This is a genomic window from Streptomyces albus subsp. albus (genome assembly GCF_000725885.1).
GTDB classification, from domain to species: Bacteria; Actinomycetota; Actinomycetes; order Streptomycetales; family Streptomycetaceae; genus Streptomyces; species Streptomyces albus.
Map to the genome: position 1 here is coordinate 82,306 of NZ_JODR01000019.1, position 20,928 is coordinate 103,233.

Here is a 20,928-nt window from a genome sequence, read left to right on the forward strand (position 1 = left end):
GCCCGGATGAGGCGGGCACCCACCCTCGCTCCCGGCCCCGGGACGGCCGCGTAGGCTTCCGGGTATGGCCGACGCACCGTACAAGCTGATTCTGCTCCGCCACGGCGAGAGCGAATGGAACGCCAAGAACCTGTTCACCGGCTGGGTGGACGTCAACCTCACCGAGAAGGGCGAGAAGGAGGCGGTCCGCGGCGGCGAGCTGCTGAAGGACGCTGGCCTGCTCCCCGACGTGCTGCACACCTCCGTGCAGAAACGGGCCATCCGCACCGCCCAGCTCGCGCTGGAGGCCGCCGACCGGCTGTGGATCCCCGTCCGCCGCTCCTGGCGCCTCAACGAGCGCCACTACGGTGCCCTCCAGGGCAAGGACAAGGCACAGATCCGTGAGGAGTTCGGCGAGGAGCAGTTCATGCTCTGGCGCCGCTCCTACGACACCCCGCCGCCGGAGCTGCCGGACGGCGCCGAGTTCTCGCAGAGCGACGACCCCCGCTACGCGGGCGTCCCCAGCGAGCTGCGCCCCCGCACGGAGTGCCTCAAGGACGTCGTCCAGCGGATGCTGCCCTACTGGTTCGACGGCATCATCCCGGACCTGATGGCCGGCCGCACCGTCCTGGTCGCCGCCCACGGCAACTCGCTGCGCGCCCTGGTCAAGCACCTCGACGGCATCTCCGACGAGGACATCGCCGGCCTCAACATCCCCACCGGCATCCCGCTCGCCTACGACCTGGACGCCGACTTCCACCCGGTCAACAAGGGCGGCACCTACCTCGACCCGGAAGCCGCCAAGGCAGCCATCGAGGCCGTCAAGAACCAGGGCAAGAAGAAGTAACGGGCGACGGGACCGCCCCTCTCCGCCGGGCCGCCCGCCGTGCCGGCCCTCGGCGGGTGGTGACCGGGCGGACGGGGGCGGGCCGCGCGGTGGACGTCGAGTCCGTGCCGCTCCTCGCCCCGTTGAGGCGGTGCACCCGCCACCAGCCGGGCCAGTGGGAGGCGTGGCGGACCGGCACCCCCTACGGCCCGGTCCACGTCCAGCTCTTCCGGGGCCCCCGCTCGGCTCCGACCCGGAGATGTTCCGGCCCATCTGACGGCGGAGCCGTGAGGGGGCCGGCCGCACCATGAGAGTGGTCCGCGGCGGTCGGCCCTCGCCCGGTGTGTCCGGGGCGGTACCCCGCCGCCCCGGGCCGCGGTGCGGCCTACGCTCGTCGTATGACCGGCCATCCCGTCTCCGCCTTCGCCCGGCGTCTGCTGCCGGGTGAGCTGACGTCCGGTGCTCCGGTGCCGGGCGGCGGCGGGCGGGTGCGGCGCAGTGCGCGGGACTGGGTGGTCGACGTCGTGCTGTTCGGCTGGGCCGTGCTGTGCTGGTTCGCGCTGTACGACCAGGTCGCCACGAAAACGTTCCTGCCGGGCTGGCTGCTGGCCCTGGACCCGCCGCTGGGTGCGGTGGCGTGCCTGTCGTTGTGGGTGCGGCGGCGCTGGCCGCTGGGTGTCGCGCTGGCCGCCGTGCCCGCCGCCGCGCTGACGGACACCGTGATGGGCGCGCTGGCCGTCATCATCTTCAATCTGGCGCTGCGCACCCCGCCCCGTACGGCGGGGGCGGTGCTGCTGCTGCACTTCGCGGCGACCTTGCCGTACGTCCTGCTGTACGGGGCGCCGCACGACGAGCGCCGGACGGTGGCCGCCTTCGTGGTCGTCTACTACCTGCTCTTCTTCGTCTGGGGCAGTCTGACCAGGGTCAGGCGGCAGCTGGTGCTGAAGCTGCGCGAGGACGCGGCGCGTGCGCAGGCCGACCACCGGCGCCGTCTGGCCGACGCGCGGCGGGCGGAGCGGCGGGCCATCGCCCGGGAGATGCACGACGTGCTGGCGCACCGGGTCTCGCTGCTGTCGGTGCACGCGGGCGCGCTCGCCTACCGGGCGCAGCGCACCGCCGCCGGGGAGGCCACGCCCCTGGGCGACGAGGAGATCGCGCAGAGCGCGACCGTCATCCGGGACAACGCCCACCAGGCGCTGGAGGAGCTGCGCGACGTCCTGCACGTGCTCCGCGAGGACGAGGACGAGGAGGCGGGCCCGGACGGGAGCCGCGGCGGTACGGCGGGGGCCGGGCGGCGGCCCGACCCGGAGCGCGGTGCGGGCGACGGGGCCCGGCCGCAGCCGGATCTGGAGCGGATCGGCGAACTGGTGGCGGAGGCCCGGGCCGCGGGGCAGCGCGTCCGCTTCGTGGAGCGGCTGCCCGAGCGCACCGAGGGCGCGGACGGCTGTCCGTTGCGCCCCCAGTTGCAGCGCACCGCCTACCGGGCGGTTCAGGAGGGCCTGACCAACGCCCGCAAGCACGCGCCGGGGCAGCCGGTCGAGGTGGAGCTGGCGGGTGCCGTGGGGGAGGGGCTGACGGTGCGGGTCGTCAACCCGCTGGCGGCCGGGCGGGAGGGCGCGGGCATCCCGGGTGCCGGGGCCGGGCTGACCGGTCTGCGGGAGCGGCTGGAGATCGAGGGCGGCAGCCTGGAGTACGGGGCTTCGCGGGACGCGTTCACGCTGGTCGCCCGGCTGCCGTGGCCGGCCCGGGGACGCGAAACGGGGCCCTGACCCGTCGAACCGGTCAGGGCCCCGTCCGGTATCCCGTGGGGGCTCGCGCGTCGGCGGCGGGCGCTGCCCGCTCAGCCGGTGGCGGTCGGCCGGTGCCGGTCAGCCGCAGGAGCCGCCGCACTGGCAGGGACCGCCGGACTGGCAGCCGCATCCGCAGCCGGGTCCGCATCCGCACGATCCCAGCAGAGGCAGCTGCCGTGCGTCGCGCGGGGCGGCCGGCGGCTGGTCGGCCGGTGTCCGGAGCGGTTTCGGGGAGTCGGCCATCGCTCAATCCCTCCTCGCGGTTCTGTCATGGACAGGCATGACGCTGCCATTGGACGCCGCCGGGGCACGGGCGCATCAAGGGCGCGCGGTTGCACGTCCCACGCCCCCACCGAGGAGCGCTCACCTGCCCCGCGCTGCCCCCTCCCACCGCGCGGACCGGCCACCCCGTCGCCGTCCCCCGGCGGACCGGCCGCCCTGCCGCCGTCCCCCGGCGGGCCGGCCGCCCTGCCCGCCGTCCGCTGGCGGGCGGCCGGCCGCCCGGTCAGGCCCCGGCCGACTGGCTGTCGGCGCCCGCGCCCGCGTCCGGGCCGGCATCGACGTCGGCCCGGGTGCCGTTGCTGTTGCCGGTGCCGTTCGCCGCCGTGGCCGCGGTCAGCGCGGGGTCGAGCTCGTCGGCGTAGTCACCGGTGACCAGGTAGACGACCCGGCGGGCCACCGACACGGCGTGGTCGGCGAAGCGCTCGTAGTAGCGGCCCAGGAGGGTGACGTCCACGGCGGTCTCGATGCCGTGCTTCCAGCGGTCGTCCATCAGGTGCTGGAAGAGGGCGCGGTGCAGCAGGTCCATCGCGTCGTCGTCCTGTTCCAGCTGCATGGCCAGGTCCACGTCCTTGGTGATGAGGACCTCCGCGGCCTTGGCCATCAGCCGCTGGGCGAGCTGGCCCATCTCCAGGAGGGTCGCCTGGAGGTCCTGCGGCACCGCCGATTCGGGGTACCGCAGCCGGGCGACCTTCGCCACGTGCTGCGCCAGGTCGCCGGACCGCTCCAGATCGGCGCTCATCCGCAGTGAGGTGACGACGATCCGCAGGTCGGTGGCGACGGGCTGCTGGCGGGCCAGCAGCTGTATCGCCCTGGTCTCCAGGTCGCGCTGGAGGTCGTCCACCTTCTCATCGGCGGCGATGACGCTCTCGGCGAGCTTGAGGTCGGCGTCCAGCATCGCCGTGGTGGCGCGCCCGATCGCGGAGCCGACGAGCCTGGCCATCTCGACCAGACTGTCCCCGATCGAGTCCAGCTCCTCGTGGTACGCGTCCCGCATGGCTGTCCTTCCCTCGCACTGATGCACTTGCCTGCACTGATGCACTTGCTGCACTTACTGCACGGGATGTGCTCGTGCAGTGACGGTTCCGGCGGGACCTGTGTGGCCCCGCGCAGGGTCTCCCCGGACCTCCCGTGCCGCCCCGGGCCCCTACGTTTTCACGGTGCGCCCGAAATGCGACCGGTTCGGCTTTCCACGGTGAACCACAGGCGCCGTCGGGGTAAACACTGGGCGACAGCTCTCCCGGTCGGCCCCTGCGGGGCTGGGGGAGTGTCCGGCGCGGCGCATAACCTGGCTGTATGGACGTGAATGCGGCGGTCGCCGCGGCAGCGGCGATCGGCGGTGTGTGCACCGGTGTGATCGCCATGCTGGCGTTCCGCTGGAGCGAGCGGGAACAGGCCCGCCCCACCCGCACCTCGTCGCTGCACACCGGCCCGGGGCTGCCACCGGGGGTGGACACGGTCCTGTCGGTGCTCCGCTCCTCCGCCGTGGTGCTGGACGAGAGCGACGCCGTGGTCAAGGCCAGCTCCGCCGCCTACGCGCTGGGACTGGTGCGCGGCGGCCGGCTGGCCGTCGAGCCGATGCTCAAGATGGCCAGGGACACCCGGCGGGACGGTGAGATACGGCAGGTCGAACTGGACCTGCCCCGGCGCGGCACGGGTCGGGGGGACGCCCTGGCGGTCTCCGCCCGGGTGGCGCCACTGGGCTCCCGGCTGGTGCTGCTGCTGGTGGAGGACCTGACGGAGGCCCGCAGGATCGAGGCGGTGCGCCGGGACTTCGTGGCGAACGTCAGCCACGAGCTCAAGACACCGGTCGGGGCGCTGTCGCTGCTGTCGGAGGCCGTGCTGGACGCCTCCGACGACCCCGAGGCGGTGCAGCGTTTCGCGGGCCGGATGCAGCACGAGGCGACGCGGCTGACGAACCTCGTCCAGGAGCTGATCGACCTCTCCCGGGTGCAGAACGACGACCCGCTGGAGGACTCGGAGTCGGTCCGGGTGGACGAGCTGGTGACCGAGGCCATCGAGCGCTGCCGGCACACCGCGGACAGCAAGCAGATCACGCTGCTGGCCGGGGGGACGGAGGGGTTGCACGTGTGGGGCAACCGCGGCCAGCTCGCCGCCGCGCTCGGCAACCTCGTCGAGAACGCCGTCAACTACTCCCCGGCCCGAACGCGGGTGAAGGTGGCGGGCCGCCGCACGCAGGAGAGCGGCGCCGATCTGATAGAGATCGCCGTCACCGACCAGGGGATAGGCATCTCCGACCGCGACAAGGAGCGGATCTTCGAGCGCTTCTACCGGGTCGATCCGGCCCGGTCCCGGGCCACCGGCGGTACGGGACTGGGCCTGTCCATCGTCAAGCACGTGGCCGCCTCGCACGGCGGGGAGGTCACCGTGTGGAGCGCCGAGGGCCAGGGCTCCACCTTCACTCTGCGGCTGCCCGAGGCGGGCAGCGCACGTCGGCGTGCCGAGGCGGACCGGCTGGGCCGGAACCGTCTGTCGGGCGCGCTTCAGGAACCGGCCGCCTTCGACGAGGAAGAGCGGCCGTATGTCGATCAGGCTGAAGAACAACTTCCCGCCCCGGAGGTCCTCCCGTGACCCGAGTGCTCGTCGTCGAGGACGAGGAATCGTTCAGCGACGCACTGTCGTACATGCTCCGCAAGGAAGGCTTCGAGGTCGCCGTGGCGGCCACGGGTCCCGAGGGGCTAGAGGAGTTCGAGCGCAACGGTGCCGATCTGGTGCTCCTCGACCTGATGCTGCCCGGACTGCCCGGCACCGAGGTGTGCCGCCAGTTGCGGGGCCGCTCCAACGTCCCGGTGATCATGGTGACGGCCAAGGACAGCGAGATCGACAAGGTCGTCGGCCTGGAGATAGGTGCCGACGACTACGTCACCAAGCCGTTCTCCTCCCGCGAGCTGGTCGCCCGGGTCCGCGCCGTGCTGCGCCGCCGCGGCGAGCCGGAGGAGGCGGCGCCGGCCGCGCTGGAGGCCGGTCCGGTCCGCATGGACGTGGACCGCCACGTGGTCACGGTGGGCGGCGGCAAGGTGGATCTGCCGCTCAAGGAGTTCGACCTGCTGGAGATGCTGCTGCGCAACGCGGGCCGGGTGCTGACCCGGATGCAGCTGATCGACCGGGTCTGGGGCGCCGACTACGTGGGCGACACGAAGACGCTCGACGTGCACGTCAAACGGCTGAGAGCCAAGATCGAGCCGGACCCGGGCGCCCCCCGCTACCTGGTGACGGTCCGCGGCCTCGGCTACAAGTTCGAGCCGTGAGCCGCTGAACGCCGTGAGCCGCCGACAGTATGGAGCGCGCGGAACGGGCGGAGGGCGCACGAGAGCGCTGAGGGGCGCCGGGCCGACTGAGAACCGGAGAGCACCGCGCCACCGCCGAGGTCATGATCCGGCGGAGGCTGTGCCCCGCAAGCCGTGACCTGCGAGGCCGTGACCCGGCGGAGGCCGTGCCCCGTGAGGCGCCCTGCGAGGCGGCGAACCTCCGGGACGGGCGGCCGGCCGGGGCCGCGAACGGCCGAGGGCCGTACCCGACCGGGTACGGCCCTCAAGGCGTATGGCGTGGCGCCGCGGGTCAGTGACCGGCGCCGCCCTCCTGCGCGTCCTGGCCGGTGGAGGCGGACTCACCCTGCTCGCCGGCGTTGTCGGCGGAGGAGGCGTCACCCTCCTGGCCCGGCTTGGTGCTCTGGCCGGGCTTCGTGCTCTGGCCCGGCTTGCCGCTCTCGCCCGGCTTCCCGTTCTCGCCCGGCTCGCCGGACTGCTCGGTGCCCGGCTTGGGCGGCTGGGAGGACGGCGAGGAGCTGGGGCCGACCGTCTTGTAGGCGCCCTTGGCCGGTACGACGGTCGCCTTGAGCTTGATGTCGCCGGTGCGGCTCAGGTCGAAGGTGACCGCCCGCGCGTCACCGTTGCGGACACCCGCCTTCTCCGCGTCGGCCAGCAGGGCGGAGGCTTCGTCCTTGCCGCCGAGCTCCAGGGAGCCGCCCGCCGGGACGACCAGCTTCTTCTCACCCTTGGCGGGGCTCAGCTCGGCCCGGGCGCCCTTGCTGGTGACGCCCTTGAGGACCTGGTCCTTGGAACCCTCGTTGAAGATGCGGGCGGTGACGGTGGCCTCGCCCGAGCCGTGGGGGTCGGTGACGATGTTGACGTTCTGGATCTTGATGTCCCCGACGTGCGTCGCCGCGTTGTCGGGGCGGATCCTGAGCGTCTGCGCATCGTTCCCGGCGCCGCAGGCGGTCAGCGAGACGGCGGCGAGCGCGAGGGTGGCGGCGGCGAGGGTGCCGCGACGAAGGCTGCTGCTCACGGCGGCGGCAACTCCTAGCGGGCTAGGGCGGCGGCACGCTGCTGAGCGCGTGACGCTCCTGAGCGTTGCCGGTCGCATACGGATGGGCTTTCGCGTGCGGGCTCAGGTTACCGACAGCCGACTGGCGCCCCGCACCCGACCCTCCGGCCGGCGCACCCGTCTCCCGCGCCACGACTCCGCCGCCAGGCCGCTCCCGCACACGTCCGGCTGGCGCCGCATACCCGCGGGTTCCTCCGCCGTGGACTCCGTACGGGGGATTCCGAGGGAATGCGGGAGATCCATGAAGAATTGATCAACAGGTTCTTGCGCGGCCATTGATCAATTCTTGGGAAAGCGCGAAGACGGCGTGAAGAGACCCACTCCCTACAGTCGGACAAAACGGTCATCACGGACGTGTCGCAGGCCCGTTCCGCCGGGTTCGTGTGCGCGTTTCCCGGAGTGCGCAGAACCGCTCTCACCTGCGAATACCCGCTTGCATTGCCCGCTCGCAGCACGATAGAGGGCTGCTTGTCAAGCCCCGAGATATGCCCTGACCTGCGAAAACGCCATTCAGAAGACGTCGTTCCCGTGTTACCCTGGATAGCCACGGAAGGGGTACCTGACACATGACGTTCAAGGTTGGCGACACCGTGGTCTATCCCCATCACGGGGCCGCGCTGATCGAGGCTATCGAAACTCGCCAGATCAAAGGCGTGGACAAGACCTACTTGGTTCTGAAGGTTGCGCAGGGCGATTTGACGGTGCGCGTACCGGCGGACAATGCGGAGTTCGTTGGTGTACGCGATGTCGTCGGTTCGGACGGGCTGGACCGGGTCTTCGAGGTGCTCCGCGCGCCGTACGCCGAGGAGCCCACGAACTGGTCTCGCCGCTACAAGGCGAACCTGGAGAAGCTCGCGTCCGGCGATGTGATCAAGGTCGCCGAGGTCGTGCGTGACCTGTGGCGCCGTGAGCGCGAGCGCGGCCTGTCCGCAGGGGAGAAGCGGATGCTGGCCAAGGCCCGTCAGATCCTGGTGAGCGAGCTGGCCCTGGCGGAGAACACCAACGAGGACAAGGCCGAGGCCCTGCTCGACGAGGTTCTCGCTTCCTGACACACGCTCAGTTCAGTTCTACGATGCCGCGGTGCCCGGATGACAACAGTCGTCGCCGGGCGCTGCGGCATATGTGGCGCCTGTGACGGCGCCACATCCCGAGTGCGTCCGTACCTTCCCGCGGCGAGACTCTTCCGCGGCGAGAGGTGTCGGCGTGCCGGGCCCGGGCAGCTGCCTCGACCGGTGATCACGGAAGGGTTCGGTCGATTGGTCGCGCCCGGCACACCCCCAACCTACGGTCGGGGGTACCCCCAGGCCATACCCACCCCGGCTGAGGACACAAACCCTGAACGCGCTACCGATGTCAATCGATTCCACAGACTTCGCCCCTTCCGGGGACCCGCGTCCCACCGGTGACGGCGGACCCCGTACCGCGGTCGTCATCCCCGCCGCCGGCCGGGGCGTACGGCTCGGCCCGGGGGCGCCCAAGGCGCTGCGCGAGCTGGCCGGTACGCCGATGCTCGTCCACGCCGTCCGCGCGACGGTGCGCGCCCGCGCCGTCGAACTCGTCGTCGTGGTCGCCCCGTCCGACGGCGCGCCCGCCGTCCGCGCGCTGCTCGACGAGCACGGGCTGCCAGAGGTCGTCGTCGTCCCCGGCGGGGAGACCCGCCAGGAGTCGGTACGGCTGGGGCTGGCGGCGCTGCCCGAGAGCGTCGGGACGGTGCTGGTGCACGACGCCGCCCGGCCCCTCGTGCCCGACGAGACGGTGGACGCCGTCGCCGCCGCCGTCCGCGCGGGCGCACCGGCCGTGGTCCCGGCGCTGCCGGTCACCGACACCGTCAAACAGGTCGAACCCCGCGGGGACGGCCGGCCCGAGCCGGTCACCGGCACCCCCGACCGTGCGCTGCTGCGCGCCGTGCAGACCCCGCAGGGCTTCGACAGCAAGGTGCTGGCCGAGGCGCACGCCCGGATCGCGGCGGAGGGCGAGGGCGCCACCGACGACGCGGGCATGGTCGAACGGCTGGGTGTGGAGGTCGTCGTCGTCCCCGGCCACGAGGAGGCGTTCAAGGTCACCCGGCCCCTCGATCTCGTGCTGGCCGAGGCTGTCCTGGCGCGGAGGAGGGCCAACGATGCGTTCTGAGGGACCCGTTGTGCCGCTGGTCGGCATCGGCACCGATGTGCACGCCTTCGAGGAGGGGCGCGAGCTGTGGTGCGGCGGTCTGCTGTGGGAGGGCGAACCGTACGGGCTCGCCGGGCACTCCGACGGTGACGTGGCCGCGCACGCGGCGTGCGACGCCCTGTTCTCCGCCGCCGGGCTGGGCGACCTGGGTGCCCACTTCGGAACCGGCCGGCCGGAGTGGGCCGGTGCGTCCGGGGTGACGCTCCTGGCCGAGGCGGCCCGCATCGTGCGGGAGGGCGGCTTCGCCATCGGCAATGTCGCCGTGCAGGTCATCGGGGTGCGCCCGAAGATCGGCAAGCGCCGCGCCGAGGCGATGAAGGTGCTCTCCGACGCGGTCGGTGCCCCCGTCTCGCTGTCGGGCACCACCACGGACGGGCTCGGCCTCACCGGGCGCGGGGAGGGGCTGGCGGCCCTGGCGACCGCCTTGGTGCTGCCCCGGAGGTGACGGGCCGCGCCCCGCACGCCGGGGAGCCGCCCCCGGGCGGTCAGGAGCACCCCGCCGGCGCCGTCCGCGCGGGGTGTCCCCTTTTGCGGGGAACGCGAGGATGCACTCCCTCCGTAACTGCGAAGAGGTCGCAGTTACAGTTGCAGGGATGTCATACGTATTGCGCACCGCCGCCCCCTCCGACGTCGACGCCGCCCGCAGCGTCATGCTCGACACCGTCTACGGGGACCTGCGGTCCGGCTACGTACCGCGCTGGCACCGCGACATCATCGACATCGAGGGAACGTATCTGCGCCCCGCGCGCCGTACGCTCCTGGTCGCGGTGGACGAGACGAGCGGCGAGGTCGTCGGCACGGGCGCGGTCCGTGACCAGGGGCCGCAGGCGCCGCCGAACCCGCCGTGGATCGCCGAGCGCTTCCCCTCCCGCAGCACGGCGCAGCTGTGCCGGATCTACGTGCGGCCGACGCACCGCCGGCTGGGCATCGCCCGCGCGATGGTGCGGGAGCTGTCCGCCTTCGTGGCGGACGCCGGCGGCTACGAGGCGATCTACCTGCACACCGACCCGTCCGTGCCGGGCGCCGAACCGTTCTGGCGGTCGCTGGCCACGGTCGTGTGCGACGAGCGCACGCTGCCGGACGGCGGCCAGGGCATCATCCACTTCGAGCTGCCGGTCCCGGTGCCGTCCGCGGCTGCCGGCGCGGGGGCGTCCGGCACGCTGGCCGCCACCGGCCGCTGAATCAGTGTTGAAAATCGCTTCCAGGTAGAGTCCGATCCATGCCCCAGATACGCCGCGCCCGCCGGGCGACCGTCACGACCGCAGCCGTCCTGACCGGCTGCGCGCTCACCCTCACCGCCTGCTCGGGCGGCGGCAGCAGCGGCTCGGCCGGGGACCGGCTGCGGGTCTCCATGGCGTTCCCGCCCGCGCAGGCGATGTCGCCGTACGGGGACGACGCGGTCACGCTCAGCCGGCTCTCCGTCATCGAGGGGCTGACCAAACTGGACGCCTCGGGGGTGCCCAAGCCTGCGCTTGCCACCTCGTGGAAGTCCTCCGACGGCGACCGGACCTGGACCTTCCAGCTGCGCAAGGCCCGCTTCCAGGACGGGCGGAAGCTGACCGCCGACGCGGTGGTGCGCTCCATCGAGGAGGCCACCGAGGCGTCGCCCCAGCCGCGGGTGCTCAGCGACGCGGGGAAGCTGACGGCGAAGGCCGAGGGGCCGCGTACGGTCGCCGTCACCAGCAGCGAGCCGGACGCGTTGCTGCCCCAGCGGCTGGCCAACCCCTCCCTGGCCGTGCTCTCCCCGAAGGCGTACGGCAAGGGCGAGGGCAAGGACACCAAGGTGACCGTCGCCGGGCACGCCACCGGACCGTTCACCCTCACCAAGGTGAACGGCACCGTCAGCGCCACCCTGGAGCGCAACGACGACTACTGGGGCGGCCGGGCGAAGGCGTCCGGGGTGGATGTGAAGTTCTCGGCGAACGGCACCACCCGGGCCAACGCACTGCGCTCCGGCAGCACCGACATCGCCGAGTACGTCCCGGTCTCGCAGGCGTCGGTGCTCAAGAAGGAGCAGGTCCGCGAAGTGCCGACCGCCCGCACCAACAGCCTCTACATGAACACCGAGCACGGCCCCTTCCGGGACGCGCGCCTGCGGGCCGCCGCCCGCGCCGCCATCGACAGCCCGGCGCTGATCAGAAGCGTCTACGAGGGCTACGCGGACAAGCCCCAGGGCCTGCTCGGCCCGGGGGTGAAGTGGGCCGCCGGCAAACGCGTCCCCGTGCGGGACCGCGCGAAGCCCGCCTCCGAGGCGCAGGTGAAGAAGGCGCCCACCATCACGCTGGCGACCTACACCAACCGCCCGGAGCTGCCCGAGGTCGTCACCGCCCTCCAGCAGCAGTTCGAGAAGGCCGGCTTCAAGGTGAAGCAGGTCGTGCGCGACTACGCGCGCATGGAGGCGGACGCGCTGGCCGGCAAGTACGACATCTTCGTCCAGGCCCGCAACACCCTCCTCGACACCGGCGACCCGGTCTCCTACCTGGAGTCCGACTTCACCTGCAAGGGCTCCTTCAACATGTCGCAGCTGTGCGACAAGGACGTCGACGAAGCCGTCGGCAAGGCCGCGGCCACCGAGGACACCGCCGCCCGGCAGCGCGCCGAGACGAAGGCCGAGGCCGAGATCCTGCGCACCGACGCGGTGGTGCCGCTGCTGCACGAACGGTTCATCCAGGGCGTCGCCGACGGCGTCGAGGGCGTCTCCCTCGACCCGATGGAGCGCACCCTGGTCACCGCCGACACCCACCGCGAGTGAGCCGGGCCGTGCGAACGGCCGCACGCACCCTGCCGACGGCCGTCGGCAGGGCACTCGCCGCCCTCGGCGTGCTGCTCGTCATCGGACTGCTGCCGTGGCTGACCCGCACCGACCCGGCCCGCACGATCCTGCACGCCCGCTACGCCGACCGCGAGCCCACCCCCGGCACCCTGGCCGCCATCCGCCGCGAGACCGGACTGGACGCCGGACCCCTGCACCTGCTGGGCGACTGGGCCTTCGGGCTGCTGCGCGGCGACTTCGGCACCTCCTGGGTCTCCGGCCAGCCCGTCCGCCCCGATGTGCTGTCCGCCCTCGGCGTCTCCCTGACGCTGATGGCCGCCTCCCTGGCCGTCGCCCTCCTGGTGGCCGCGGCGCTCGGTGCGCGCACCCTCCTCGCCGGCGCGCGCGGACCAGGACACAAGCCCCCCACGGCACGGGCCGGCGCCCTCGGAGCGGTGCTCGCCGCCCTCCCCGAGTTCCTGCTGGCCGCCGTGCTCGCCACGGTCTTCGCCGTACGGCTCGGCTGGTTCCCCGCGGTCGGCTGGGGCGGCGCGCCGGGCGACGCCCTGCACGCCGCCGTGCTGCCCGCCCTCGCCATGGGCCTGCCCGCGGGCGCCCTGCTGGGACGGCTGCTGGACGACGCGCTGCCCGGCGCCTTCGCCGAGGACTGGGTGCGCACCGCCGCCGCGAGCGGGCTGCCGCCCGCCCGTATCGCACGGCACGCGCTCCGGCGCGTCCTGCCGCCCCTGCTGCCCCAGTTCGGCTTCGTCGTCGTCGGCCTCACCGGCGGCGCCGTCACCGTCGAGACCCTCTTCTCGATCCCCGGGCTCGGCGGCACCGCCCTGTCCGCCGCCCTCGCCCAGGACCTGCCCGTCCTCCAGGCGTGCGTCCTGCTGCTGCTCGCCCTGGGTGTCGCCGTCGGCATCGCCGTCCGCGCCGTCCGGCGAGCCGCGCTCGGCCCCGCCCTCGACGCCGGCGCCCTGCCCGCCCTGCGCCGCCCCGCACTGCCCCCGTCCCGCACCCTGACCGCGACGGCACTCGTGTCGGCCGCCCTGCTGGCCGGCGTCATCGCCTACGGGATGACCCGCGACCCCCTGCACGTGGACACCGCCGCCCGGCTCGCCCCGCCCGGCGCCGCCCACCCGCTGGGCACCGACGCGCTCGGCCGCGACGTGCTCGCCCGCCTCGGCCACGGCGCCGCCCGCACCGCCCTCACCTCCCTCGCGGTCGCCGCCGCCACCCTCGTCCTCGGCGTGGCACTGGGCGTGCTCACCCGCTGGGCGGAGGGCCTGCGCGAGGTCGTCAACGCGCTGCCCCCGGTCATCTCCGGGCTCGTCGTCGCCGGCATCGCCGGGTCCGGCGCCACGGGGGCCGCCGTCGCCGTCACCGTCGTCGCCTGGGCACCCATCGCCGCGCACACCGCCGCGCTGTACGAGCAGGAGCGCGCCGCCGCCCACGTGGAGGGCGCCGTCGCCCTCGGCGCCGGCCGCGGCCACCTGCTGCGCCGCCACATCCTCCCCGGGGTACTGCCCCCGGTCCTGCGGCACGCGCTGCTGCGCATCCCCGCCCTGGCCCTCGCCCTGGCCTCGCTCGGCTTCCTCGGCCTGGGCACCGAACCGCCCGCCCCCGAGTGGGGCCGCATGCTCTCGGAGAACATGCCCTACGCCGAGCGCGCCCCCTGGGCCGTCCTCGCGCCCGCCGCCGCCCTCGCCGCCGTCGGCGTACTGGCCGTCGCGGCCGGCGCCCTGACCGCGGGCGCCCGCCCCCGGCGCGGCGGAGGCAGCCGGTGACCGGCGCGCGCACCGCCCGGCCGGGCGGCAGCGGCACCCGACGGGCGCGCACCTCGCTCGGCGCGCTGGGCGACATACGGCTGCTGCCCCCGTTCGCACGGCTGCTGGCGGGCACCCAGCTCGCGTTCAACATCGGCTTCTTCGCCGTCCTGCCGTACCTGGCCGCACACCTGGGCGGAACCCTCGGCATGGGCGGCTGGCTGGTCGGCCTCGTACTGGGCCTGCGGACCTTCAGCCAGCAGGGGCTGTTCGTCGTCGGCGGCGCCCTCACCGACCGGTTCGGGCCACGCCCCGTCGTCCTGGCCGGGTGCCTGCTGCGGATCGCCGGGTTCGTCTGGCTGGGGTACGCGCACGGCACGGGCTCCGTCGTCGCCGCAGTGGTGTGCGTGGGCTTCGCGGCGGCACTCTTCTCACCCGCCGTCGAATCGGAGACGGCACGCCAGGCGGTACGCCACGAGACGGCCACCGGATACCCGCGGGCCCGCACCCTCGCGGTCTTCTCCGCCGCCGGGCAGGCCGGCGCCTTCCTCGGGCCCCTGCTCGGTTCGCTGCTGCTGCTCGCCGACTTCCGCACCGCCTGCCTGGCGGGCGCCGCCGTCTTCGTCGCCGTCCTGGCCGGCCACTGGCACTGGATGCCGCACGGACGCCCCGACAGCACACCGCCGCCCGGCGGGCCCACCGGGAGCGAGGGCGCCGACGGGAGCGAGGACGGCGATGCCGGGGGTGGCGACGGCGGGGCCGGAGACCGCAGCGCCGAAGCCGGTCGCAGCGGTGAGCGTGGCGCCAGTGGTGGGAGTGACCCCGGTGGCGGTAGTGGCGGGCGCATCGTCAGCGCCGGGCGTGCCGCCAGTGGCGGAAATGGCCGCAGCAGCGGGCATGGCCCCAGTGGCGGGAGTGACAGGCACGACGTAAGCGCCGAGTGCGGTGCCAGTGGCGAATGTGGCGCCGGTGGCGGGCGCGGTACCAGCACCGAGTGTGGCGCCAGTGCCGGGGGCGGCGGCGCCGAAGCCGGCCGCAGCGGCGGGCGTGGCGCCAGTGGCGGCAGTGGTGGCCACGACGTAAGCACCGACCGCGCCACCAGCACCGGCCGCGCCGCCGGCACCGGCCGCGCCGTCGGCGACCGGCGTCGCGTACGGCGGTCGGAGGGCGGCGCCTGGCGGGCCACCTTCCGCAACGGGCCCTTCCTCCTGCTGTGCCTCGCCCACGGCACCTATCTGCTCGCCTACAACCAGCTGTACCTCACCCTGCCCGAGGAGGTCGTGCGGGCCACCGGCTCGCAGACGGCCCTCGGCTGGCTGTTCGCGCTCTCCTCACTGCTGGTGGTCTGCGCGCAGCTTCCCGTGACGAGAGCCGTGGGGGAGCGGCTGGACCACCGGGCCGCCCTGTGCGGCGGGCTCGCCGTGGTCGCCGCCGGGTTCCTGACCGTGGCCGCGACCGCGCCGCTCGGCCTGCGGGGCGCCGTCGGCCTGGTGCCGGCCGCGGTGTACGTGCTCGCCCTCACCTTCGGGCAGATGCTGGCCGTCCCGGCGAGCCGTGCCCTGGTCACGGAGCTGGTGCCGGCGGAGCGGCTGGGCTTCGGCATGGGCGTGCTCTCGTCGTTCGGCGGCGCCGTCGTGCTGGCCGGCAGCTCCGCGACGGGCGCGCTGTTCGGCACCGGGCTGGGGCCCGCCGCCGTCTGGTCCGTTCTGGCGGGCGTCCCGCTGCTGGGCGCCGTGGCGGGACGCGCGGTACGGGTGCGGCGCGCCGCCGGCTGAGGGGCGTCTTGGATACGGTCCCAGGGTCCGGGGTACGCGCTCGTGGCTCCCGGCGTGGGGCCGCCCCCCCCTCGCGGACCGGCCGGCTACGCCGGGGCGCGGCGGACCCCGGCCGTGACCGACCACCGCACCCGACCCGCAAGGAGCACCCGTGGCGCAGCTCTCCGACGGCATCAAGAAGATCCTCGACGGCAAGGTGTTCATCGCCCTGGTCACCCTCCAGCCCGACGGCAGCCCGCAGGTGTCGCCGGTGTGGGTGAAGCGGGACGGTGACGACGTGCTCGTCTCCACCACCGCCGACCGGCGCAAGACGCTCAACATGCGGCGCGACCCGCGTGTCACCGTCCTGGTGCAGCCCGCCGACGACCCGTACCTGTACGCGGAGCTGCGCGGTACGGCGCAGCTGACCACCGAGGGCGGCCAGGAACTCATCGACGAGCTGTCGCGCAAGTACACCGGCAAGAGCTACGCCGAGTTCAACCCGTCGTCGGCCGGCGAGGCCGAACGCGTCGTCGTGCGGATCACCGTCGAGAAGGTCGCCGGCCGGCTGTGATCCGTCGCCCGCCGCCCCGCGCCGCCGCCCCTCCCCGGGAGGGGCACGGCAGGGCCCGGCGGGCTACTACCCTTGACCCCGTGACTCTTCGCCTGTACGACACCAGCGCCCGGCAGATCCGCGACTTCAGCCCTCTCGAACCCGGCTGTGTCTCGATCTACCTGTGCGGCGCCACCGTGCAGGCCGCCCCGCACATCGGGCACATCCGCTCGGGCCTCAACTTCGACATCATGCGCCGCTGGTTCCTGCACCGCGGCTACGAAGTGACGTTCATCCGCAACGTCACCGACATCGACGACAAGATCATCGCGAAGTCCGCCGAGCAGGGCCGCCCCTGGTGGGCGATCGGCTACGAGAACGAGCGCGCTTTCAACGCCGCCTACGAGGCCCTGGGCTGCCTGCCGCCGACCAACGAGCCGCGCGCCACCGGGCACATCCCCGAGATGGTCGAGATGATGCGGGTCCTGATCGACCGGGGCCACGCCTACGCCGCCGACGGCAACGTCTACTTCGACGTCCGCTCCTTCCCCGAGTACCTGGCCCTGTCCAACCAGGACCTCGACAACCTCCTCCAGCCCTCCGGCGAGGGCGAGACGGGCAAGCGCGACCCCCGGGACTTCGCCATGTGGAAGGCCGCCAAGCCGGGCGAGCCCTTCTGGGAGACGCCGTTCGGCCCCGGCCGCCCCGGCTGGCACCTGGAGTGCTCCGCGATGGCGCACAAGTACCTGGGCCGCGCCTTCGACATCCACGGCGGCGGCGTCGACCTGGTCTTCCCGCACCACGAGAACGAGATCGCCCAGTCCCGCGCCTTCGGGGACGAGTTCGCCCGCTACTGGGCCCACAACGCCTGGGTCACCATGAGCGGCGAGAAGATGAGCAAGTCGCTGGGCAACTCGGTGCTGGTCAGCGAGATGGTCAAGCACTGGCGTCCGCTCGTGCTCCGCTACTACCTGGGCACCCCGCACTACCGCTCCACCATCGAGTACAGCGAGGAGTCCCTGCGCGAGGCGGACGCCGCCTTCGGCCGTATCGAGGGCTTCCTCCAGCGCGGCACCGAGCTGGTGGGCGAGGTGGCGCCCGCCGAGCAGCTGCCCGACGCGTTCGCCGACGCGATGGACGACGACTTCTCGGTGCCGCAGGCGCTGGCCGTCGTCCACACCACCGTCCGGCAGGGCAACGCCGCTCTCGGCGACGGGGACCGGACGGCCGTCTCGCAGGCGGTGGCGCAGGTGCGGGCCATGCTCGGTGTCCTGGGCATGGACCCCCTGGACCCCGCGTGGGCCGCCGCGTCCGGTGACGGCGGCGCCAGCCTGCACGCGGTGGTGGACTCCCTGGTCGGGCTGGTCCTGGAACAGCGGCAGGCGGCGCGGGCGCGGAAGGACTACGCCACCGCCGACGCCCTCCGCGACGAGCTGAAGCGCGCCGGCCTCTCCGTCGAGGACACCCCCTCGGGCCCCCGCTGGGAGCTGGCCTCCGACTGAGCCGTCGCCCCGCCCGGCCCCGGCCCCGCCCGCCCACCGGCTGGCGGCGGGGCCCGGCGCCGGGTACCGGTACCGTTGACAGGCCGCACGCACACGCGAATCAGCGACCCCGTACGCAAGCAAGGTAGGTACCCCATGCCCGGCAAGAAGAAGGGCCCCACGATCGGCAGCGGAGGGAATCGTCGCCGCGGCCTGGAGGGCAAGGGCCCCACCCCGCCCGCCGAGATGCGCAAGGGCCACGCCAAGCAGCGCGCCGCCCAGGCCAAGGCGCGGCGCGCCCAGGGCCGCCCCCAGCGCGGCGGTCCGCGCGGCGGCAAGGGCACCGCGGAGCTGGTGGTCGGCCGCAACTCGGTGGTGGAGGCGCTGCGCGAGGGCGTCCCGGCGAACGCTCTGTACGTCCAGCAGTTCATCGACAACGACGAGCGCGTCCGCGAGGCGGTGCAGCTCGCCGGCGAGCGCGGCGGTATCCGTCTGGTCGAGGCGCCGCGCCCCGAACTGGACCGGATGACCAACGGCCTCAACCACCAGGGCCTCGTCCTCCAGGTCCCGCCGTACGAGTACGCGCACCCGGAGGACCTGGCGGCGGCGGCCTTCGACCGGGGCGAGGACCCGCTGATCGTCGCCCTCGACGGGGTGACCGATCCGCGCAACCTGGGCGCTGTGGTCCGTTCCGCCTCGGCGTTCGGCGGGCACGGCGTCGTGGTGCCGGAGCGGCGCGCGGCCGGGATGACGGCGGGGGCGTGGAAGACGTCGGCCGGTACGGCGGCGCGTACGCCGGTGGCGCGCGCCACCAATCTCACCCGTGCGCTGGAGGCGTACCAGAAGGCGGGGCTGACGGTGATCGGACTCGCCGCGGACGGCGAGGTGGAGCTGGAGGACGTCGCCGCGCTCGACGGCCCGCTCGTGGTCGTCGTCGGCAGCGAGGGCAAGGGGCTGTCGCGGCTGGTCGGCGAGACCTGCGACCTGCGGGTGCGGATCCCGATGCCGGGCGGCGCCGAGTCGCTGAACGCCGGCGTCGCGGCGGGTGTCGTGCTCTACGAGGCGGCGCGGCGCCGCCGGGCCTGACGCGTCGGGTCCGGGGCCGCCCCGCGGGGCGGCCCCGGACCGAGCCGATGATCCTTTGACGGGCCTCCGACAGATCGGGGCGGTCAAGGCAGTGTCCTAAACGTCCGTCACTCGGTTAGATGAGTGTGGACACCAGAACACCCCGCGCACCCGGCGCTTCGGGCCGCGGCTCTGGGCACGGCCCAGGGGGGAACCCCCGCGGTTTCTTCGACGACGAGCCGGTGCTGAGCACGGTAAAGGTCCCGTCCGACCCCGCAGAGGTGGTCGTCAATCACGCAAGTTTCCGAGTGCGGCTCGGCGCGTCCTCCGCGCCGGCCGCCCTCTCCCCTTCCGTGGCCGCACGCGCCGCCCTGGCGACCGCGGCCCACCCCCGTCCGGCCGTGGCGGCCACCGCCACGCGGCGCGACACGGCGTTCGAGGACACCGAGCCGATCCCCGTCGCCGCCGGCGCGGCCCGCCGCACCGCCGGCGCCCCGGCCCGCCGCCGCGCCCCCGTCGTGTGGAGCGGCGGTGCCGAACCGGACGACACGGGCGCCACCAAGGTGATCCAGGCCGCCCGCACGGCCGGCCTCGTCGGCTTCACCGGCCACCCCCGGGCCCCCGCCGACACCGACACGCCGTCCATGCCGTCCACGCAGTCCCCCTCGCCGACGTCGTCCACGCAGACGCTGCCCCGAGTCGGGGACCTGCCGCCGCGTGGCGGCCCCGCCACCGTGGTCGGCCCGCCCCGCGGCCCCCAGCCCTCGGAGAACCGGCCCGTCCCGCCGCCCACCGGCGAGCCCCTGCTGAAGGGCGTACGCCCGGCGCGCGGCGCGTTCGACGACCTGGACGGCCCCGACGCCCCCAGCGGTCCGCCCGGACCCGACGCCGAGGACACCGGCGAACTGGCCACGATCGGCCACGAAGGCCCCTACGAGGACACCGCCGGGACCGGCACCGACAACCGGCGCCGCCGTGAAGCCCTGCGGAACGCCTACTACCCCGGGCGCCGGATGAACCTCGGCGTCGTCCTCCTCCCGCTGCGGGTCTTCCTCGGCCTCATCACCGTCTACGCGGGCATGGGCAAACTGTGCGACCCCGTCTACTTCGACGGCGGTGAGCGCGGCTCCATGGTCACCTGGCTGCGGTCCCTGCATCCGTGGACGATCGCCTCCCCGCTGCGGGACTTCGCCCTCGCCCACCCGGTCGGCGCCGGGCTGACCGTGGCGTTCCTCCAGGTCATCGTCGGCGTCCTCACGATCTTCGGACTCTGGCAGCGCGTCGCGGCCGGCGTCGGCGCCCTGCTGTCCGCCGCCCTGCTGCTGACCGTCAGCTGGCGGACCGTCCCCGCCTACGAGGCGCCCGACATCATCTACCTCGCCGCCTGGAGCCCGCTGATCATCGCCGGCGCCCCCGTCTTCTCCGTCGACGGCCGGCTCGCCGGCGAGGCGTGGCGCAAGCTGGGGCCCCGCGTCTCCCTGTGGGACCTGCGCCGCCGCGTACTGCGCCGCGGCACCCTGATCGCCTCGGTGATCATCGGCCTCGCCCTGCTGGTCGGCTCCCTGCTGGGCAGCGCCGTCCGCTCCGCCCAGCCCGCCACCGGCACCCAGCCCGGCAAGACCCCCACCAACCGGCTGCCGGGCTCCCCGATGCCGGGCACCCCCGGAGCGGGGTCGAGCAGCGGCCAGGCCACGCGCGGGCCCGACGGCGGCGCCGACGGGCGACGGGACGGCACGGACCGCCGCCGCGACGGCCGCACGTCCACCGACGAGACCCGGCCGGGCGAGGGACGGGCCACCAGCGGCCCGGAGACCACGCCCACCCAGGGCGCCACCCAGGGCCCCGGACAGGGCACCACGTCCCCCCAGGAGGGCACCACGGCGCCGCCGCCCCAACAGCAGTCCCCGCAGCAGCCGCAGGCCACCACCGGCACCGGCACGGGCTCGCCCAACGGTCTGTCCCGCCAGTCCGCCGACACCGGCGGCAGCGCCTCGACGGGCTCGGGCGGCGGCACGTCCACGTCCGGCGGCGGCAGCGGCGGCGGACGCGGCGCGCTGGGCGGCCTGTTGGGCCGCTGAACCGCAGACCGGGCGCCGGCGACCGCACCCGGGAGCGAGCGCACGAGACGGCCGACGGCCCCACCTGGAAACAGGCGGGGCCGTCGGCC

Annotated in this window: 17 protein-coding genes and 1 pseudogene; 16 read left to right on the plus strand and 2 right to left on the minus strand. The window is 74.1% G+C overall.

What is annotated here, in order from left to right; all coding sequences use genetic code 11:
- Positions 1 to 64 precede the first annotated feature (64 nt).
- Both IO40_RS0122665 and IO40_RS0122670 read left to right on the plus strand, forming a co-directional pair.
- Positions 65 to 826: a phosphoglyceromutase gene (locus IO40_RS0122665; RefSeq protein ID WP_016472326.1), complete on the plus strand. Its 762-nt coding sequence runs from the start codon at positions 65 to 67 to the stop codon at positions 824 to 826.
- A 377-nt stretch (positions 827 to 1,203) separates the two neighbouring features.
- Positions 1,204 to 2,574, plus strand: a complete 1,371-nt coding sequence (locus tag IO40_RS0122670) for a sensor histidine kinase (protein WP_016472327.1) — start codon at positions 1,204 to 1,206, stop codon at positions 2,572 to 2,574.
- Positions 2,575 to 3,100: 526 nt separating this feature from the next.
- Here IO40_RS0122670 and phoU read toward each other — a convergent pair.
- Positions 3,101 to 3,871 (minus strand): phosphate signaling complex protein PhoU, encoded by a 771-nt coding sequence (gene phoU, locus IO40_RS0122675; protein WP_016472328.1) that lies wholly within the window; start codon positions 3,869 to 3,871, stop codon positions 3,101 to 3,103.
- A gap of 299 nt (positions 3,872 to 4,170) precedes the next feature.
- Here phoU and phoR point away from each other — a divergent pair, with 299 nt between their 5' ends.
- Together phoR and phoP are read left to right on the plus strand one after the other, a co-directional pair.
- Positions 4,171 to 5,466, plus strand: coding sequence for a two-component system sensor histidine kinase PhoR (phoR, locus tag IO40_RS0122680; protein ID WP_016472329.1), 1,296 nt, complete (start codon positions 4,171 to 4,173; stop codon positions 5,464 to 5,466).
- 5 nt (positions 5,467 to 5,471) lie between these two features.
- A complete protein-coding gene (phoP, locus tag IO40_RS0122685) occupies positions 5,472 to 6,143 on the plus strand; it encodes a two-component system response regulator PhoP (protein ID WP_466208703.1) in 672 nt (223 codons plus the stop codon).
- 310 nt (positions 6,144 to 6,453) lie between these two features.
- Here phoP and IO40_RS0122690 read toward each other — a convergent pair whose 3' ends face one another.
- Complete coding sequence (locus IO40_RS0122690; RefSeq protein ID WP_030407945.1) at positions 6,454 to 7,179, minus strand: copper chaperone PCu(A)C domain-containing protein; 726 nt, start codon at positions 7,177 to 7,179, stop codon at positions 6,454 to 6,456.
- A gap of 605 nt (positions 7,180 to 7,784) precedes the next feature.
- On the opposite strand from IO40_RS0122690, the gene IO40_RS0122695 reads away from it, so the two are divergent.
- The 12 genes and pseudogenes from IO40_RS0122695 (at position 7,785) to IO40_RS0122750 (ending at position 20,839) form a co-directional block, all read left to right on the plus strand.
- Positions 7,785 to 8,267 (plus strand): CarD family transcriptional regulator, encoded by a 483-nt coding sequence (locus tag IO40_RS0122695; protein ID WP_016472332.1) that lies wholly within the window; start codon positions 7,785 to 7,787, stop codon positions 8,265 to 8,267.
- Positions 8,268 to 8,568: 301 nt separating this feature from the next.
- Positions 8,569 to 9,348 (plus strand): 2-C-methyl-D-erythritol 4-phosphate cytidylyltransferase, encoded by a 780-nt coding sequence (gene ispD / locus IO40_RS0122700; protein ID WP_031176027.1) that lies wholly within the window; start codon positions 8,569 to 8,571, stop codon positions 9,346 to 9,348.
- Positions 9,338 to 9,832, plus strand: coding sequence for a 2-C-methyl-D-erythritol 2,4-cyclodiphosphate synthase (gene ispF, locus IO40_RS0122705; RefSeq protein ID WP_016472334.1), 495 nt, complete (start codon positions 9,338 to 9,340; stop codon positions 9,830 to 9,832). The genes ispD and ispF overlap by 11 nt, the downstream gene beginning before the upstream one ends.
- A 148-nt stretch (positions 9,833 to 9,980) precedes the next feature.
- Positions 9,981 to 10,568 (plus strand): GNAT family N-acetyltransferase, encoded by a 588-nt coding sequence (locus IO40_RS0122710; RefSeq protein ID WP_033229451.1) that lies wholly within the window; start codon positions 9,981 to 9,983, stop codon positions 10,566 to 10,568.
- A 38-nt stretch (positions 10,569 to 10,606) separates the two neighbouring features.
- Complete coding sequence (locus tag IO40_RS0122715) at positions 10,607 to 12,139, plus strand: ABC transporter substrate-binding protein (RefSeq protein ID WP_031176028.1); 1,533 nt, start codon at positions 10,607 to 10,609, stop codon at positions 12,137 to 12,139.
- Between the two features lie 29 nt (positions 12,140 to 12,168).
- On the plus strand, positions 12,169 to 13,929 hold the full coding sequence (locus IO40_RS0122720) for an ABC transporter permease subunit (protein WP_031176029.1): 1,761 nt from the start codon (positions 12,169 to 12,171) through the stop codon (positions 13,927 to 13,929).
- 65 nt (positions 13,930 to 13,994) lie between these two features.
- Positions 13,995 to 14,579, plus strand: a pseudogene (locus IO40_RS39850) (MFS transporter); the annotation flags it as partial.
- Complete coding sequence (locus tag IO40_RS39855) at positions 14,562 to 15,683, plus strand: MFS transporter (RefSeq protein ID WP_078845585.1); 1,122 nt, start codon at positions 14,562 to 14,564, stop codon at positions 15,681 to 15,683. The pseudogene IO40_RS39850 and the gene IO40_RS39855, both read left to right, overlap by 18 nt.
- Positions 15,684 to 15,834: 151 nt before the next feature.
- Positions 15,835 to 16,236: a PPOX class F420-dependent oxidoreductase gene (locus IO40_RS0122735; RefSeq protein WP_031029032.1), complete on the plus strand. Its 402-nt coding sequence runs from the start codon at positions 15,835 to 15,837 to the stop codon at positions 16,234 to 16,236.
- Positions 16,237 to 16,316: 80 nt separating this feature from the next.
- The gene (cysS, locus tag IO40_RS0122740) at positions 16,317 to 17,717 is read left to right on the plus strand and encodes a cysteine--tRNA ligase (RefSeq protein ID WP_031176030.1); all 1,401 of its coding nucleotides are present in this window, start codon (positions 16,317 to 16,319) and stop codon (positions 17,715 to 17,717) included.
- Positions 17,718 to 17,852: 135 nt separating this feature from the next.
- Entirely contained in the window at positions 17,853 to 18,782 is a 930-nt protein-coding gene (gene rlmB, locus IO40_RS0122745; RefSeq protein WP_016472342.1) for a 23S rRNA (guanosine(2251)-2'-O)-methyltransferase RlmB, read from the plus strand.
- Between the two features lie 119 nt (positions 18,783 to 18,901).
- Positions 18,902 to 20,839: a DoxX family membrane protein gene (locus IO40_RS0122750; protein ID WP_031176031.1), complete on the plus strand. Its 1,938-nt coding sequence runs from the start codon at positions 18,902 to 18,904 to the stop codon at positions 20,837 to 20,839.
- Positions 20,840 to 20,928: the final 89 nt, after the last annotated feature.